Source organism: Tropicibacter sp. S64 (assembly GCF_049803835.1).
Classification (GTDB): domain Bacteria; phylum Pseudomonadota; class Alphaproteobacteria; order Rhodobacterales; family Rhodobacteraceae; genus Pacificoceanicola.
In genome coordinates, this window is sequence record NZ_JBNAGK010000016.1 from 59758 (window position 1) to 76193 (window position 16436).

The following is a 16436-nucleotide window of genomic DNA, read 5'->3' on the forward strand; positions in this document are numbered from 1 at the left end:
GGCGTGTTAGGCTCGGCGGATCACGTCACCTTCAGGCATTTTCGGGGACGGCCTGCCCGCCATGAGCGAATCAGCCCACATCCTGACTTCCGCGATTCGCGACCCGCTGCGGACGGCGCGGGAGTTCGGCTGCGACGTGGACCGGCTGGTGCATTCGGCGGCCATCGACACCGCGTCGCCGGGCTTCGCCGCAGGCACCCTGCCGTTGCACCGCTTTGTGGCGCTGAATCAGCTGGCGGCGCGTGATCTGGCCGCGCCGCATTTCGGGCGGCTCGCGGCGCAGCGGTTCGACCTGTCCAGCATCGGCCCGGTGGGCCGCGCCGCCCTCGCCGCGCCGACTCTGGGGGCGGCGCTGCGGTTGCTGGAAAGCAGCTTCCTTGCAATCCAGGGCGAGACCGACCTGCGGCTCGAGGTTGCGGAGGGTGTCGCGACGCTCTCCTACCGGATTCTCGATCTGGACATCTGGCCACGGGATCAGGACGCGGAATTGACCATCAGCGTCATGATGCGCCTCGTGGGCAGCGTCGCCGGGCCGGGATGGCAGCCGCTTTCGCTGGGGTTCGAACATGGGGCGGGCGGGGCGGAGCGCCATGCCGGGGGCGATCCGCGCTGTCCGGTTGTCTACGGAGCACAGACCAACTCGGTCAGCTTTCAGGACGGGCTTCTGGATCGGCGGTTGCCCAGCTGTGACGCGATGCTGTTCGCGCGGCTTTCGGACGTGTTGCGGCGCAGGATCGACCTGCTGGAACAGGAGGCCAGCGTCACGGACAAGGCCCGTCGCCTGATCAGGCGCGGAATCGGCACACCGGCTGTGGATCAGACCGGCATTGCCCAGGATCTCGGGATGTCGCGGCGCAGCCTGCGGCGGCACCTGGCGGAAGAGGGCACGAATTTCGCGCTGCTGCTGGGGGAATGCCGGGACGAGATGGCCCGCAGGCTGCTGCGCGAGACGCAATTGCCGCTGGCGGAGATCGCGGACCGGCTGGGGTATTCCGAAACCAGCGGTTTCGAACGGGCCTTCCGCAACCGCACCGGCGCGACCCCGGCGCAGTACCGGCGCGGCGCTCAGGGCGCGACGCCGAACAACTCGCGGCGTTTCGACCGGTAATTCTGCGCACGGAAATGCCCCCGCACCCAAGTGTCCGTTTCGTGGAGAAAGCGGATATCCGGATCGCTGGTGCCATCCGCGGCTTTCCGATTGGCGACTTGGCGGAAGTAGAAGTGATTGAGAAGGCGGAAGAATTCCGTCAGATAGACGTCCGACACCCGGGTGTTTCCCCGGATCAGCAGCATGTTTTCGTCGTTCGACGTGAGCGACCCCGGCGAGAAATTGGCGGAGCCGGTGAAGACCATGGGATCGTCGGTCAGCACGTCGATGCCCATGTACTTCGTATGCACGAAGAAGACGTGCCCCGAGGTGCGGAAGTGATGCTCGCGCCACATCCAGTGTTCGAGTTTGAACCCCGGCACCTTGCGCCAGCGGCCCTTGCTGCCGGTGAAGCCGAGGCCCTGGCCGAAGACGACGCGGGTGTCCCGGTCGCGTTCCACCATTTCCTGTGCGCCCTCGCCCCGGCTGCGTTGTTCCATCAGCACGTACCGCAGGTAATCGCGGTCGTTGTCGAAATACCGCGCCAGCCGGGTGGTGACACCGAAGGCGGAGGTCAGGATGACGGTCTGCTCGGCCTCTTCGATCCGACGTCCGTACCAGTCGAGTTCGGTCGACCCGCTGCGCGGCGAGAACAGCGGGGTGATGGAATTCTCCGGCAACTGTTCGGGCGGCGGCGGGGTGCGGGCTTCGGTGAAGGCTCGCATCTCCTCGCGTTCCGCGTCACGGGCCAGCATCTCGAAGTAGTCGGCAAAGGCCCGCGCGACGGTCTCGTCGCGGACGATGTGGCCGGTGTTGCTCTGGCCGCAGAACCCCGACGCGGTGATGTTGGTGGAGCCGGTCCAGACCTGCACCGGGTGTCCGTTCTCCTTGAGCACCATGAACTTGTTGTGGGTGATGGCGATGAAGCGGATGCGTTCGCGGAAATGCAGGTTGGCGCGGCCCGTGTAGGGGGCAATCGCGGCGCGGTTCATCTTGCCGTAATTGGTCTCGACGCGCGCATTCTCCTTGCGGCTCCAGAAGTCCGCCTCGAAGGTGACTTCCACCCGCGCCCCGCGTGCGGCGGCGTCGGCGAGGGCTTGCAGGATCGGCGGATAGGTCAGCTCGTAGAAGCCGCAGTGCAGGCTGAACCGGCTGTCCCGCGCCTGCGCGATGAAATTCAGCGCCCCGTCGAGCAGCCCGCGCGAGAGCCATTGCGTCCGTTCGGACTGCGCGTCGTTCAACTCCGCCTCCAGTGCGGTCTCGTCCAAGGTGTCGTCGTTGGCGAAGCGTTCGGCGTAAGCCTGGCTGACGATGGCGCCACGGTTGAAGAAGACGGAATGATCGCCGATTTCCTCGGACTCGGTGCGGACGGTGATGTCGAGGTCGGTGCCGGGGCGCAGGTTTGACAGATCGCCATTGGCGGGGCGGAACAGGGGGCGGACCACGTAGTCGTATGCGCGGTCCGGCTCGGCCCAGAAGTGGCCCCATCGGAAGTCCTGCACCGGATGCGCGGCGGTGTCGAACCGCTGCGCCCGGTCCGGGTCCGGGACCACGGAGCGGAAGCATTTGAATCCCTTGAGCCACTGAATGTCGCCGTTCGAGCGCCGCAGCCCGACGCCGAAACCGAGAAAGCCGTCCAGCGCGTCCTCCCGCGCGTTCATGTGCAGCATGACGGTGCGTGTGCCGCTGATGGCGTGGACGGAAAACCCGTCCGCTCTGGTGGAAACCCGCATGGCCTTCTCTCCGATTTACCAATGCGCGACAGGCAGATGCCGTCAGCTGAAGATGATGGTGCGGTTTTCCGCCTTGGCCTGCGCCTTGGAGTAGGTGACCTGATGCACCCGCGCCCCGTCGCCGCGCAGCAGGTCGATGCTGCCGCCGGAATTGGACAGTTGCGCGCCCTTGCCGTCGAGCGTGACCGTCACCGGGACGCCCGGCTTCGCCGTGAGCGCCCCCAAGGGCGAGGATTTGCCGTTCTTGTCCCGCACCGACCAGCCGGTCAGGTCGATGTCCACCGGCCCGGCGTTGACCACGGTGACCATCTCCCGCCCGACGTCATTGCCCGTCGGATTGACCAGCGCGGCTAGGATGCGCACGTCGCCGGCGGTGCCGTCGCGCGGACCCTCGCCGCCGCCGATCACCGTGTCGTTCAGCGTCACCGGGTCGGCCTCGCCCAGGAACATCGGATAGAAGGTCCGTATGTGGCGATCGTTCGGGGAGCGGTAGAGCTTCATTTCGTAACGCGCCCCCTCGATCACCGCGACGCGTGGCGCCTTGGCCCCCACATGCGCGGCGACGGTGCCGAGCGCCATCAGCCCCTCGACGCTGCAGCCGACGAAGAAACCGCCGGTGGGTTTGGTCAGCGGGCGGACCTCCTGCCGGTCGTAATCAGGCGCGTTCCACTTGTAGGAGATGGTCACGGATTCCGGGAACTGGCGCTGACTCCGGCTGCCCCTGTTGCCGAGATAGACGATGCGGTCATCGCCCAGCCCCGGCACCACGGCGAGACCGTCATCCACCTGCCGGGCGAAGCCGTCGTCGAGATAGTACTTGTACCAGAAGTGATAGCCCTGCACCTTCGGCCCTTCCTGCTCGCCCACCACCACATGTTCGAAACCAGAAAGATGCGGATCGCCGCCCTGCTCGAACCGGCGGAACCAGTGGTCGATCAGCGTGGTGTGCCAGCGCTCGTCGCTGATCGGCGACTCGGTGCGCTCCTCGATATAGGCGCGGGCCACGCGCATTGGCGGGCTGTTCAGGATGGCGTCGACGAAATCGTGCTTCTCCGTGCGTTCCACCGCGTTGTCGACCTCCAGATCGGCCTCCGGAAGGGCGTAGTTGTTGAAGAGCTTGCGGCAAAGCGCGTAGGTCTGCGCCTTGCTGTCCGGGATGACCACCTCGGGCAGGACGCGCAGGTCCGGGTTGGTGTCGCTGCCGATCCCGGCATTCACCTTGACATAACCGGTCGCCGCGTCGCCCACCATGGAGGAGAGGATGGGCACGACGCCGCTCGAGTCCTGATCGCTGGTCCAGATCTTCTGGTAAATATCGGCCATGATGAATGTCCTTAAGGAAAAGGGAGTGGTTTGGGTTGTATCCATGCGAGGCCACCGGGCGGCGCGGGATCGGGAAAAGGGGCAGGCAAAGAAATGTATGATCTCAGTCTGGCAGATTCGCCATGGGTTGAAAAGTATTCTGGCGACTCGCGTAGTTTACGGGTTGCTGCGCCGTCTTCCGGTTTCTCGCGGCCCGCTCCGTCCGCAGCCCGCGCCAGTTCCGGCGCGCCATGTGCGGACAGCCGCCTATGGCACAGGCGGCCATTGCAGAACGGTGCGCGTGTGAGATACGTCCGTTCGGCGCAGCTGTGCCGTCCTGAACGGCCACAACCAGTCCGGGAGTGACGCGATGAAAGCCCTGTTTGCCGCAGCCCTGTCTCTGGCCCTGTCCGCCTGCGTGGCGGTTGTGCCTCTTACGCCGCAACACACGGCGCCGGCGCAGCGGACAGTCCTGTCCGTCGTGGCGCAGCCCAACACCAGTTTCACGAAGCAGATCAATGCGTTCCGCGCCGGGCAGGGTCGGGGTCCGCTGCGCCAGAGCGCTGCCCTGACCCGCGCGGCACAGGCCCATGCGGAGGATATGACCAAGCGCGGCTACTTCTCCCACGTTGCGCAAGGCGGCCCGAATGGCCGGACGCTGTCCGCACGGGCGAAGTCTGCGGGCTGCGGTGCGCGGGCGCTCGCGGAAAACATCGCCGAAGGCCAGCGTGACCAGACCACCGTGTTGAACGGCTGGGCGAAGTCGCCTTCTCACCGGGGGAACATGCTCAACCCGCGCATGACCGAGTATGGCCTCGGGCACGCGGGCAAGACCTGGGTGCTGATGCTCTCGTCCGGCTGCTGAACGCCTGCCTTAGTCCACCGGCAGGCCGCTCGGCACCTTCTCCGGTCGACCCATGGGCCGGTCCTTGGCTGTCTCGCCGGTCAGAGCCTCCAGGAAGGCGACGAGATCCGCGATGTCGTCATCGGACACCTGCGGCAGGTCGATGTCGATCCGCGCAAGGATGCGTTTGTTCTCTGCCTCGTTTTCGCGGAGCGCGAAATCGTGCTTGGCCAGCCACGGCACGGCGGGCAGCACGGCCATCTCGGCCCGCCACTTGGCATTGCTCTCGCGCGGATTGAAATGGTGGCGCACCATGGCCTCCAGCGTCGGCATGGCCCCGTTGTGGCCATAGGGCGCGGAGAGGGCGACGTTGCGCAGGGGCGGAACGCGGAAACGGTAGGCATCCTCCGGCAGGTCGGAAATCGCGAGGCGGCCCACGTCCCGCGGGATGGGATCGTTCAGCAACGTGTTGCCCGGGCCAAAGGGTGGCAGGCCGAGGGCGCGGAAACTCTGGTCTGTCATCAGCGGCCCGGAATGGCAATCCGAGCACCCGACCTCTCCGTAGAACAGCTCCATCCCGCGTTTCTGTGCCGGGTTGAGGGCGGTCTCGTCCCCCGCCAGGTATTTGTCGAAGGGGCTGTCGAAGTTCTGGTATTCCACGGCCTCGAACGCGGCGATGGCATTGGCGATCTCGACGATGGTGATGTCTTCGGGCGACTTGACCGTGTCGAAGGCCTCCTGGAACAGCGGCAGGTATTCGGGGATGGCGCGGATGCGCTCCTCGACCAGCGGCCAGACATAATGCGGCGCCTCGTAGGCGGCCCCGGCAATCGGGTTTTCGCCCGGCTCTCCGGCCATTTCGACGTCCGCCGTGAGCGGGAAGAGGGCTTGCGCCGCCAGAGCGGAGTTCAGCCCCTTGGGCAGGAAGATCCAGGCCGGGGTGCGGAAGCCGTTGCCGAAATCGTTGGATACCTCCACGCGGCCATCGTGGAACAGGAACTTGATGTCCTTGTGCCCGAGGTTCCAGAGCGGCGGCGCGTTGCGCGGCACGCGCTCCTCAATCTGCTCGATCCCGGCCCCGCCGGTGCGTTTTGGTCCTAGACCGTGCCCGCCTTCGCCAATGCCGAGGCTGACCCCGTCTCCGCCGAGGAAGTCGCTGTGATGGCAGGTCGAACAGGCGATGTTCTGGTTGCCCGACAGCACGTTGTCGTAGAACAGCAACTGGCCCAGCTTCACCTGCGCTTCATCGAACTGGATGAAATCCTCCAGCGTCAGCGGCTCCGGCAGGTCGAGATCCGCGGCATGCGCCGGTGCCACCGCGCCAAGCGCCAGCAGGCTGACGCCCAGGGTTCCTGCAAAGACTTTCACCGTACTGTCTCCCATCGTGTTTCCCCTGCCGGCACAATGCGCCGGTCTCAGTTCCGCGTGATGCGGTAGGTCGCCCCGGCCGCAAGCGGCCCGTCAATCTCGCTCGTGCCGCCCTCCGGCCAGTGCACCGTCAGACGCGCCACTTCGGTCCGGTCGCCGAGGCCGAAATGGGCCACCGGCGCGTCGAAGGACATGAAGCCGCCGCCGGACTGCACCTCGCGCATCATCTGCGTACCATCCGGCATCTCCGCCACCAGCCGCGCACCGACGCCGTGGCTGTTGCCGAGTGTGTCGCGCAGCTCCACCTCGATGGCATTACCTGTCTGCGAGCCGTTGCGGAAGAAGGAAATCGGCCCGTTCACCGGCTGCGTGATGATGTCCAGATCGCCGTCATGGTCCATGTCGAAGGCCACCCCGGCCGCGGTCATCAGGTAATCCTCCAGACCGAAGAGCCCGGAGGCTTCCACGAAGGTGCCCGTCCCGGTGTTGTGGTAGAACAGGTTCGACGGCGACACCTCGTTCGGCACCCAGGTGCCGTTGGTGATGTAGATGTCCTGCCAGCCATCGTTGTCGAAATCGCCGATCTTGTTGTCCCAGGTCCAGCCGCCGTATTCCACACCCTCTTCATGGGCGGTGTCGGTGTAGACCCCGTCCTTGAAGGTCAGGAGGACGTTGGTGCGCATGATCTGCGGCAGGGTGGTGTCGAAGACCTCCTGCAGGGGCCGCTCACGGGGCTTGAAATGGATGTCGCAAAAGGACCGCGCGATCTTCTGGTCATCGGCGATCAGGGCGCATATTTCCGGGTTTTCCTTCTGGATGGCCATATCCTTGAGCAGCATGGCATTGCAGGCCGCCTTCTCCGCGCCCTCCATCTCCTGGCATTTGCTGGCGTAGTCCGGATCAAAGCGGTTGCCGGACTTGTACCAGGACTTGATGTCCATGTTGTGCTCGCAATGCGCCTTCGTCGCGGCGTCCTGGATGCCGTCGCAGTAATTCACCAGCGGCTGCATCTTCAGGTGTTCCCAGACGAAGGACGACCGACCGGCAATCTGGGTGAAGTACAGCTCCGGCACGCCATCGTTGTGCAGGTCTGCCGACTTGATCGACATGGTGGTGTTGGTGGTGTGCGGAACCAGCCCGTCGCCCCGGGTGATCGCGGTGAAGCCGCCCTTGCCATCGCCCAGGTAAATGTAATCGGGCAGCTCGAAGTCATTGCCTTCGAGCAGGTCCTGCGTGCCGTTCAGATCGATGTCGCTGAACAGCATGACGAGGGATTCCCCGGGCAGGCCCGGCAGTTCGGAAAACTGGCTGCCGTCCATGACGCCGCCATCGTTGAACACCACGCGATTTTTGGATTCCTCGCCCGGGATGCGCCGATACCAGCCCGCCGCCCAGTTGCCGAGCGCCACGTCGAGGTCGCCGTCCCGGTCCGCATCGGCAAAGGCGAGCGAGATCGACAGCATGGCGTCCTCGCGGTTCAGGACCTTCTGCGGGTTGGCCGTGTCGAAGGTGCCCTCGCGGTTGAACACGATGTAATTGCCGGTGGCATAGGTGGCGAGGAACAGGTCGAGCCAGCCGTCGTTGTCGATGTCCACCAGTGCGGCGTTGAACACGTCGAGGTCGGCCACCGGGCCGACATCCGGCTGGGTGCGGGTGAACTGGCCGGTGCCGTCGTTGTGGTAGATGTAGATGCCGCGCTCGGTTGAGGCGAGCACGAGGTCGAGGTCGTCATCATGGTCAATGTCGCCGGTGGTCAGGCTTCGGCCTTCCCAGAACGGCGGCCACATGTCGGCCATGGAGAACTCCAGCGGCTTGTCGATGCCCTGCGTCGATCCTTCCACGCGCTGGAAGACGGTGTCATAGCCGGGCGAGCGGGGCGCGAAGGGGCGCGACGTCACCGTGACGGAAGGACCGGACGATTGCGCCGCGACATCCGTCGCGCCGGACACCAGCGCTGTTGCGATCAGAAGTTGCGCAAGGATACCGCTGCGCCACGTGGTGAAACTGGTCATCGACCCTCCTTCCCGAACCGGAACGCGGTTCGGCCAATGGCTTAACGCAATGTCACCATCATTCGCCATTTGCCGGATGAATTCAACCGCCTTCGTCTGTGCATTCCCGCACTCCGGCCACTGGATTCGTTGGATTTTTCATTCGGATTTCGAGAAAATTTGTGCATTCTTGGGTTGAGTTCGTCCGGACGCGCGTGTTGGGTCCGGCGAAACCGGACAACTTTCGGGCGCCGGGATCGCGACGGCCGCTCGGGCCTGATTGGCGGAGAGGGAGGATGGAGCCAGGATTTACCAAAGCGCTGATGATCGGCGCGACCGGCATGTTGGGCGAGGCCACGGATTGGGTGTCTGCGCACGCCGGGCAGGTGCTGCTGGTGGCGCGGGCGGCGGCTGTCTCGCCGCTGGCGCACCGCGAAAACGTGGTTCCGGTTGCGGCGGATTGGCGGGATGCGGAGGCGTTCGAACGCGCGATTGCGGCGGCGGACGGGTTCCACGGCGTCGATCTGGCGGTGCTCTGGATGCACGGCACCGGGGCGGAGGCGAAGCGGCGCGTCCTGGCGCGGCTGGCGTCGCAGCGGTGCCTCGTGGTCGACGTGCTGGGCAGCGCGGTCCTCAAGGATCTTCGGCAGCTTGAGGCCCGAAGCGAGGTCCTCGGACCGGCGGCGCGGCGCGTGACGGTTGTGCTCGGCGCGATGCCCACGGCCACGGGGCACCGCTGGCTCGACTGGCCGGAGATTTCGCGGGCGGTGATTGCCAGCATCGAGGAGGGCAGGGGCCGGGTGGTCGGCGAACGGCCCTGACGGTCAGGACAGCAGCGCCGGACGGGTTACTGCCAATGTCTGCGCCATCACCGAAAGCTCGCGGCAGAAGCGCTCCATGCGGGCACGGATCGCGGTGTCGGTCACTGTCGGATCGCCGGTTTCGCCTGCCGCGTAGTCGCTGTTCTGGGTGCAGACCTGGGTGACGATGGCGTGTCCGGCAAGACCGCGCGTCCACAGCCGCATCTGGTCAACCGCCTGACTGGTCCGGTTGCCGCCGTGGCTGGCAAGGCCGACCGGCTTGAAGGCGAACTGCGGGATGGCGAGATGGTCCAGCGCGTTCTTCAGCACGCCGCTCGGCCCGTTGTGGTAGATCGGCGAAGCGAGGATGAAGCCGCTCGCCTCGGTGGCCAGGCTGACGAGGCTGCGCACCGCCGCGTCGGGGCTTTCGGCCGGAGCCTTGTGATAAACCGAGTCGTGCAAGGGGAGGGGCGTTTCGCGCTGGTCGAAGATCGTGGCGGCGTGCCCGAGGGAGCCGAGCATCTGCGCGAGGTCCGCGCACAGGCCGCAGGTGTGCGACGGGTGGCGCAGGCTGCCGGGTATGATCAGGATCTTGCTCATGGTACGTCGGCGAGTGTAGGCCGCTGTGCCGCATTCTGCCAGCCCGCCAATGCCGCGCCAAGGCGATCGAAGACTGGCGTGATGGTCTCTGGTGGCAGGGCAAAGCAGCAGCGCAGGGCGGGTGCGCCTGAATATCCGAAGGCCTCGCCGGGCGTGGCGACGATCCCCGCGTGGGTCTGACAGTGTCGGGCAAGGTCGAGTCCGGTGCCCGCTGCGCCGGGCAGGCTGATCCAGAGCAGCGGCCCGCCGGAGGGGCGGCGGGCAGTGATGCCGTGCCTTGCGAGGGCGCTCAGCGCCGTGTCGCAGGCGGCTTCCAGCGCGGAAGCGGTCCGGGCCTGACGGTGCGGCGTCTTGAGGTCCTCGACCAGCAACTCCGCAGCGTGAAGCTGGTCGTTCGTACCCGGCGACATGGCCAGCAGCCAGTTGATGTCCGCGAGAGTGTGGATCGTCGCGGGGTCCGCGATGGCATAGCCGATGCGCAGCCCCGGCGCGGCGAACCGTTTGGAAAAGCTGCCAATGCGGATCGCGCCGGGGGCTTCTCCGATCAGCGGGCCGGTGGCGCCGCTGCCGGGGAATTCGAGACCGGCGTAGGTCTCGTCGAGGATGACCGTGGTCTCGAAAGCGATGGTCAGCAGGCGCTGGCGGTCGGCATCGGGGATGACGTTGCCGAGGGGATTGCCGGGTGAGTTGAGCAGGAGCGCCCCGACAGAATGTCGCGCGAGCGTCCGCTCCAGCTTCGGCAGCCAATCGTCGTCCAGAGCGTAGGGCAGCGCCGTCCGCCCGATCAGATCCAGCACGCCGCGATAGGCAGGAAAGCCGGGGCAGGGGATCAGGACGGGCTTGTCCCTCGGCACGGCATGAAACGCGCAGGTCAGCGCCATCGACGCCCCGGCGAAGATCGCCACTTGCTCCGGCGTGACACCATGGCGCTGCGCGAGGAGCTGGCGCAGGATCGGCAGGCCGTGGCGCGGGGCGTAGGCGCTGGATGTGTCCGGAGCCTTGCCGCAATACTGCGGGTCCAGCGTCCCGAGCGACAGGTTGACCGGCCCGGTCATGACACCCTCGTCACGTCCAGCCCGCAGTCGTCGAGCGGCAGGGTCACGGTCGGGCCGAAGCCGGGATCATCGCTCAGGAACGCGTGATACCGGGCGAAGTCCCGGGCAAAAAGCGGCACCAGCGGATCGTGCGCGAGCACCAGCGCCCCGGGGGCGAGGCGTCCCCGGGCGATCCGGGCAATCTCCGTATAGGCGTCCTTGCGCCCGTCCGGCTCGTCCACGTCGATGAACAGCAGGTCGATGGGCGGGCCATCGTGGCGCAGGTCCTCGCGGGCATCGCATGTGGCGAGCGTGACACCACCGGGCCGCAGATGCGCGAGGTTGCGGGTGGCAATCTGCGTGGCCCGCGCGTCGATGTCCGTACCTCGCGCAGTGAAAGCCCCGGGCCGGGCGTCCCGTCCGGCAACCAGCCAGGCGAAAGCAAAGCCGACATAGCTGCCGGCGGCGTAGATGTGGCGCGGCACAGCGCTGTAGCCGATGTGAAACAGCATCCGGCGCATCACCGGGCTGATGGTGGTCTGCGGCACCTCGAAGGTCGGCTCGATCCGGCGCTGCGCGGTCCGGTAGGCGCCGACATCGAAGGGCGGCCATCCGTCGGCCAGCCCTGCGTGGCTCAGCAGCGCGGCGGCGGTGTCGACGATGGCGGCGAGGGGGTCACTTTGCTGTTCGGCAGTCATGCGGGTTCTCCCGGGGTCAGGACGGCCTGCGCCAGTTGCGCGGAGGCGGCGATGAGTGCCTGCACGGCCGCCTCCCCTGCGCCGGGGGCGGCGGGATCGGGGACGACCACGGGCGGCGCAACCTGCCGCGCACCGACGGCGGCGAGGATGGTGGCGAGTTGGCTAGCCCCTTCGCGGGCGGACAGGGGATCGGAGCCGACGAGCAGCGAAACCACGGGCTTGCCCTCGAAGGGCGAGCGCACGCCGTCCGCATAGGCAGGGCCGCACATCACCTCGACGAAGGCCTTGAACGTGCTGCCAACGCCGCCCCAATAGGCCGGGACCGAGAGGATCAGGCCCTTGGCTCGCGCCACCTGCGTGTGCGTGGCGCGGACCTGCGGCTCCGGATGCTCCTGCGGCAGAAGCCCCTCGAACCCGGGCAGGGCGGCCTCGCGCAGATCGAGCGTGCCGATGCCCGGCACGACGCGTCCCAGGTAGCCTGTGGCGTGGCGCAGCAGTTCACGGCAGGCGGAGGGCTCACTGCGCCCCGGCGCCGGTTTCAGCGAAGCGCAGACCGCGAGGAGGGTGTGGGGGTCTGTCATGACGAAGCTCCTTCTGCTTCGGCGGCGATCAGGTTTGTTTCGCGTGCGAAATCGCGGATCGCGGCGTCTAGATCGTATCGGGTCGGGCCGAGCACCTGCGCCATGCGGCTGACCTGCAAGGGCGGGCGGGTGATCGGGCGGCTGGGCGCGTGGCGCGGCTCCAGCGTGACATCGGCCCGGCCCGCGACGGACTCGATGGTGCGAACCAGGTCACGCAGGGAGGTGGTGCGGGCGGTGCCGACGTTGATGATCTCCAGCCCCGGTGTTTCGAGCGCGGCGGCGGCAGCCAGCGCACGGCCCACGTCGCGGGCATAGATCATGTCGTCACAATCCTCCCAATCGCCTTGCAGGCGGATCGGCATCCCCTGCATCGCGCCGTAGAGAAGGTGTTCGACCAGTTGCGAGGAATGGCTGCCGTGGTCGAAGCGGTTGGGGCCGAAGACCCCGGCGGTGCGCAGGATGCGGATGGCGAGCGCGTCGCTTTGGCCGAGGTCCTGGAGCGCCGCTTCCATGGCGCGGATCACCGAGCCATAGGGGCCGATGGGACCGGCGGTGGGGGCGCTCTCGGGGATCGCCTTGATCCCTGCGTTTGGCGTGTCATAGACGGCGAGGCTGCTGACCGCGACGAGACGGGGAATGCCGCGGGCGATCATCTCCGCCCCGACAGTGCGCACGCCTTGCACCGCGATGTGCCGCGCGGTGTCCGGGTCGGCGATGGCCTTGTGCCCGGTCAGACCGGCGGCGAAGATCACCGCATCGTGCGGCCCGGAATCGGCGAAGAAGTCCCGAACGGTCCGCGCATCGGTCACGTCCAGCGCGGCGAGCCTGCCGTCGAACTGCCCGTATCGGCGCACGAAGCTGGCGGCGGGGGCCTTGTCGGCGGCGGTGACCTGCCAGCCCGCCTCGACCAGTGCGCGGATGGCGAATGTGCCGATCTGGCCGGTGCCGAGCACCGCGCAGGCCGGGGCGTCAACCCGGGGCGCGGTCATCGCTCCACCGCCCGGGCCGAGGCGACCTCCGATGCGCGGCCCCGCAAGGCGCCCGCGATGGAGGCCGGGGCCATGTCTTCGAGATCGACCTCCGGGATGGAGAGCGAGAGGCCGTAATAGGTGTCCCGGATGCGCAGCCCGGAGAGATCGCGCCGCGCCAGCGCGGCGGCATCGACGGGCCAGACGTCCTCTTCCTTGCCGATTTGCTCCAGAATGCTCAGCGCGTCTTGCTCTCGCCCGAGCGCCAGGTCGCAGGCGGCCAGACCGGCGAGATGGGTTTCCAGCCCGAGACGGCTGCGCAGGGCACGCGCCTCGCCGATGCCGGTGGCAAAGACCGCGCGGGCGGCGTCAAGGTCGCCGCTCTGGTAGAGCGCGGTGGCCTGCGAGCGGGCCAGCGCCTCCGCGCCGATGGGGCGGTCGGTCTCCTGCATCAGGGCGCGGGCTTCCGCAAAGACCGGCGCGGCGAAGGCGGCATCTCCGGCGCGGGCCATGAGCGCGGCCCGCATGCAACGCTGTTGTGCCAGCCATTCGCGCTCGTTGGCGCTGCCCTTTGCCAGAGATTCATCGAAGGTGCGGTTCAGAAGGTCCAGCGCCAGCGGATGATTTCCCCCGATTTCCATGAGGTTGCTCATGTTGCCAAGGAGGTTGTAACGCAGGTAGACTCGGTCGCGGCTGCGGCCCTCGCGCACCAGGTCGGACGCCCGGCGGAGGTGGTCGAAGGCGACGGGGAAGGCATCCTTGATGGGCTGCCCGGCAAACCGCGCGGCCAGAACCGCGTTCATCGCCCGGCCATTGTGGACCCAGGCGCGTTCCATGGCGGGATCGCCGGGATCGTCCGGCCCGGCCTGTTCAAGTGCGGCTTCGGCGAGGTCGAAACAGCGGTTGCTCCGCGCGACGTTGTAGCGGCGCTTCGACCAGATCAGGCCGGACACATACCACATGTGGCAGCGCAGCGTCGGGGCGGTGTTCAACGTGACCGCGTGGGCGAGTGTGTCGATGGCGGCGTCGTTCAGGCCGAGATTGACCATCAGCAGCGCGGCAAGGCGGCAGGTGTCGACATCCGGCTTTGTCTGCTGCGCGACCCAATCCGCCGCCCCGTCATAGTTGAGATTGGCGAGCCGACCCGTCGCGCCTCCGATGCCGAAATCCGGGGTTTTCCGGGGTTTCGGCGCGGCAATCAGGGTCTGATCGGCGGCCTCGTCGTGTTGTACGGGGTCGAGCACCGCGCGAATGGCCGCGAGGATGCCGCGCCGGGCATGCTGCGGCAGGTCCAGCCGGGCGGCGAAGGACGACGCAGCGGTTGGCGCGGGCAGGCGGGCCTCCGTCCAGATCCAGATGGTCCGCGCCTCCGCCGGGTCGATGAGACAGGCGCGGGCGAGCATCTTCAGCGTGGGCCGGTCGATGCGTTCGGCGTTCAGGATCACGACATGGCTGATGTCGAGGCGGGACAGGGCGGCGTTCAGGCTGCGGGCGGCACGGTCGATCAGGGTGCTGCTCTCGGCGCTTTCGCGGCTGATCCGGCGCAGCGCGGCGAGGGCATCACCGTTCTGTTGCGCGGCCTGTTCCAGCCCGCCGCTGGCGTCGAGCCGCGCCTCGACCTGACAGGCCTCCTCCATGGCGGCAATCACGCTGCCAAGATCCGGCGTCACCGGAACCCCGGCAAGACGCCGTTGCACGGCGCGCAGCACCGGCAGGGCGGTGGCGAAGGTGGCAAGATCGCCAGAAGGATTGACGACGGTGATCGGCTGTGCCGGGCTTTCGATCGCCCGGGCCGCGCTGTCTTCTGCATGCGCGCCGATGGGCAGGGTGATCCAGATGCGTTTCGCCGGGTCACCGGCTGGCGGCAAGAGAAGCTGGGACCGTTTCATGGAAATTCCCCCTGAAAATGAATGCATGAATTGAATCAGGTGCACGCGCCCGCGCTATCGGGCCGTGCCGTCAATGCTTCGCTGTCGCTCCAACACGGGTTATCGTGCCGGCCCGGTTTGCATGCGTGCACCTGAAACGGCCACGGGCCATCAAGGACGGCCCGCGAACCGGCGGAGTCAGAGCTGCGGAGCAGCCCAGGCAATGGCCCCCATGGCGAGCACTTCCTCGCCCGCGAGCCGTCCGGCCTTGGCCGCGTTGACCATTTCCTCAAGCGCCGCGATCATTTCCTTGCTGACCTCGGACTGCGCCTCGACGACCTGCTTGTCGTCCAGCGGGTTGATCGCGCGCAGCTGCTTGGTGGAGATCACTGCAAATTGGGCTTTACGATTGATTGTGGGTCTCATGTTTTCCTCCATGAAAATAAAGTGAAGACAACAACGAATTGAATAATGTCGGCGCATGAAATGTGCGGGCCTGGCGTCGAAAAGTCAACCCTGTGTTGATCGGAATAAATTAACACACGCAATAGTAAGCCACTTCCGAAACCCTCCGTGAAAAACGCGTTGCAACACCTGCCCGGGAGGCGGGCGGTGTGTAACGGGTCGGCGGTGGCCGGGCCGGAGGGCGGTCAGGCCAGACGGGCGTTCAGGAAGGCGATGGTGCGGTCCAGGATGGCGTCCGATGTCGCGCCATGAAAACAGTGGTCTGCCCCGGAAACGATGTCGAGTTCCGAGGGCGCGCCCGCATCACAAAGCAGTTGGTGCAACTGGACCGCGTGGTCATGGGTGACGAGGCGGTCGGTGTCGCCGTGTTGGTGCAGGAAAGGCGGGGCCTTGGCGGTGACATGGGCGACGGGGGAGGCCTGCCGCAGGGTTTCGCGCGGGGCCTCGGAGCCGTCCCCGACGAGCAGGTCCTCGGGCCGGTGGGCGACGATGCCCTGCATGGGCGGGCGGGTGCCGTCGGTGCGGAAGCGGCTGAGGTCCGTCGCCCCGTACCAGTTGATCGCGGCCTGCACGGCAGAAGACGTGCCGGTCTCGCCGATCTCCCCCTCGTGCGCGGGATCGTCGCCGGTCAGCGCCACCATGGCGGCGAGGTGGCCCCCGGCGCTTTCCCCCATGACGGCGAAGCGGTCCGGGTCGAGGGCAAAGCGCCCGGCATGGTGGCGCAGGAAACGGACGGCGGCCTTGCAGTCGTGCAGTTGCGCGGGCCATTTCGCCTCGGACGACAGGCGGTAGGAGATCCGGGCCATGGCATAGCCCGCATCGAGCAGGCGGTCTTCGATCCGCAGGGCGCGCAGCGCGGCGTTGTTGTACTTCGGCGTGCCGAGATACCACGCGCCGCCATGGATGTAGATGACCAGGGGATGCGGGCCGGGGCCTTGGGGCACGCGCAGGTCAAGCATCATGGGCCGGTAGCCGATGGTCAACGCATAGGCCAGGGTCGGCCAGTAGCGGGAGCCATCCGCCAGCGGGAAATGCTCGGTCAACAGGGCCTGCGGCTCCTGCGCGAGGGCGTCCGTGTATCCGTCGTTCTCCATGGC

The 16436-nt window shown here is 67.1% G+C and carries 15 protein-coding genes; 3 read left to right on the plus strand and 12 right to left on the minus strand.

Annotated features, from left to right (window positions below; genetic code table 11):
- Positions 1-61: 61 nt before the first annotated feature.
- Entirely contained in the window at positions 62-1108 is a 1047-nt protein-coding gene (gene qhpR / locus ACP159_RS21780; protein ID WP_425101833.1) for an AraC-like transcriptional regulator QhpR, read from the plus strand.
- Here qhpR and ACP159_RS21785 read toward each other — a convergent pair.
- Together ACP159_RS21785 and ACP159_RS21790 are read right to left on the minus strand one after the other, a co-directional pair.
- The gene (locus tag ACP159_RS21785) at positions 1066-2820 is read right to left on the minus strand and encodes a phospholipase D-like domain-containing protein (protein WP_425101834.1); all 1755 of its coding nucleotides are present in this window, start codon (positions 2818-2820) and stop codon (positions 1066-1068) included. The two genes, qhpR and ACP159_RS21785, sit on opposite strands and share 43 nt — an antisense overlap.
- Before the next feature lie 42 nt (positions 2821-2862).
- Positions 2863-4143 carry a lamin tail domain-containing protein gene (locus ACP159_RS21790; protein ID WP_425101835.1) on the minus strand — a complete coding sequence of 427 codons (1281 nt, stop codon included), beginning with the start codon at positions 4141-4143 and terminating at the stop codon, positions 2863-2865.
- Positions 4144-4492: 349 nt separating this feature from the next.
- Here ACP159_RS21790 and ACP159_RS21795 point away from each other — a divergent pair, with 349 nt between their 5' ends.
- Positions 4493-4987 carry a CAP domain-containing protein gene (locus ACP159_RS21795; protein WP_425101836.1) on the plus strand — a complete coding sequence of 165 codons (495 nt, stop codon included), beginning with the start codon at positions 4493-4495 and terminating at the stop codon, positions 4985-4987.
- A gap of 9 nt (positions 4988-4996) precedes the next feature.
- On the opposite strand, the gene ACP159_RS21800 is transcribed toward ACP159_RS21795, so the two are convergent.
- Both ACP159_RS21800 and ACP159_RS21805 read right to left on the minus strand, forming a co-directional pair.
- Positions 4997-6349, minus strand: a complete 1353-nt coding sequence (locus ACP159_RS21800) for a cytochrome-c peroxidase (protein WP_425101837.1) — start codon at positions 6347-6349, stop codon at positions 4997-4999.
- A gap of 32 nt (positions 6350-6381) precedes the next feature.
- Positions 6382-8346 carry a CRTAC1 family protein gene (locus ACP159_RS21805; RefSeq protein WP_425101838.1) on the minus strand — a complete coding sequence of 655 codons (1965 nt, stop codon included), beginning with the start codon at positions 8344-8346 and terminating at the stop codon, positions 6382-6384.
- Positions 8347-8621: 275 nt separating this feature from the next.
- Between ACP159_RS21805 and ACP159_RS21810 the strand changes: the two genes are divergently transcribed.
- On the plus strand, positions 8622-9146 hold the full coding sequence (locus ACP159_RS21810; protein WP_425101839.1) for a hypothetical protein: 525 nt from the start codon (positions 8622-8624) through the stop codon (positions 9144-9146).
- 3 nt (positions 9147-9149) lie between these two features.
- Here ACP159_RS21810 and ACP159_RS21815 read toward each other — a convergent pair whose 3' ends face one another.
- The 8 genes from ACP159_RS21815 to ACP159_RS21850 form a co-directional block, all read right to left on the minus strand.
- Complete coding sequence (locus ACP159_RS21815) at positions 9150-9725, minus strand: NADPH-dependent FMN reductase (RefSeq protein ID WP_425101840.1); 576 nt, start codon at positions 9723-9725, stop codon at positions 9150-9152.
- Positions 9722-10780, minus strand: coding sequence for a pyridoxal phosphate-dependent aminotransferase (locus ACP159_RS21820; RefSeq protein WP_425101841.1), 1059 nt, complete (start codon positions 10778-10780; stop codon positions 9722-9724). Before ACP159_RS21820 ends, ACP159_RS21815 begins: the two co-directional genes overlap by 4 nt.
- Entirely contained in the window at positions 10777-11457 is a 681-nt protein-coding gene (locus ACP159_RS21825; protein ID WP_425101842.1) for a class I SAM-dependent methyltransferase, read from the minus strand. Before ACP159_RS21825 ends, ACP159_RS21820 begins: the two co-directional genes overlap by 4 nt.
- Positions 11454-12038 carry an NAD(P)H-dependent oxidoreductase gene (locus ACP159_RS21830; RefSeq protein ID WP_425101843.1) on the minus strand — a complete coding sequence of 195 codons (585 nt, stop codon included), beginning with the start codon at positions 12036-12038 and terminating at the stop codon, positions 11454-11456. The genes ACP159_RS21825 and ACP159_RS21830 overlap by 4 nt, the downstream gene beginning before the upstream one ends.
- On the minus strand, positions 12035-13027 hold the full coding sequence (locus ACP159_RS21835; protein ID WP_425101844.1) for an NAD-dependent epimerase/dehydratase family protein: 993 nt from the start codon (positions 13025-13027) through the stop codon (positions 12035-12037). The genes ACP159_RS21830 and ACP159_RS21835 overlap by 4 nt, the downstream gene beginning before the upstream one ends.
- Entirely contained in the window at positions 13024-14895 is a 1872-nt protein-coding gene (locus ACP159_RS21840) for a hypothetical protein (protein ID WP_425101845.1), read from the minus strand. The genes ACP159_RS21835 and ACP159_RS21840 overlap by 4 nt, the downstream gene beginning before the upstream one ends.
- 177 nt (positions 14896-15072) lie before the next feature.
- Complete coding sequence (locus ACP159_RS21845) at positions 15073-15300, minus strand: hypothetical protein (RefSeq protein ID WP_425101846.1); 228 nt, start codon at positions 15298-15300, stop codon at positions 15073-15075.
- 224 nt (positions 15301-15524) lie between these two features.
- Positions 15525-16433 carry an alpha/beta hydrolase fold domain-containing protein gene (locus ACP159_RS21850; RefSeq protein WP_425101847.1) on the minus strand — a complete coding sequence of 303 codons (909 nt, stop codon included), beginning with the start codon at positions 16431-16433 and terminating at the stop codon, positions 15525-15527.
- Positions 16434-16436 lie beyond the last annotated feature (3 nt).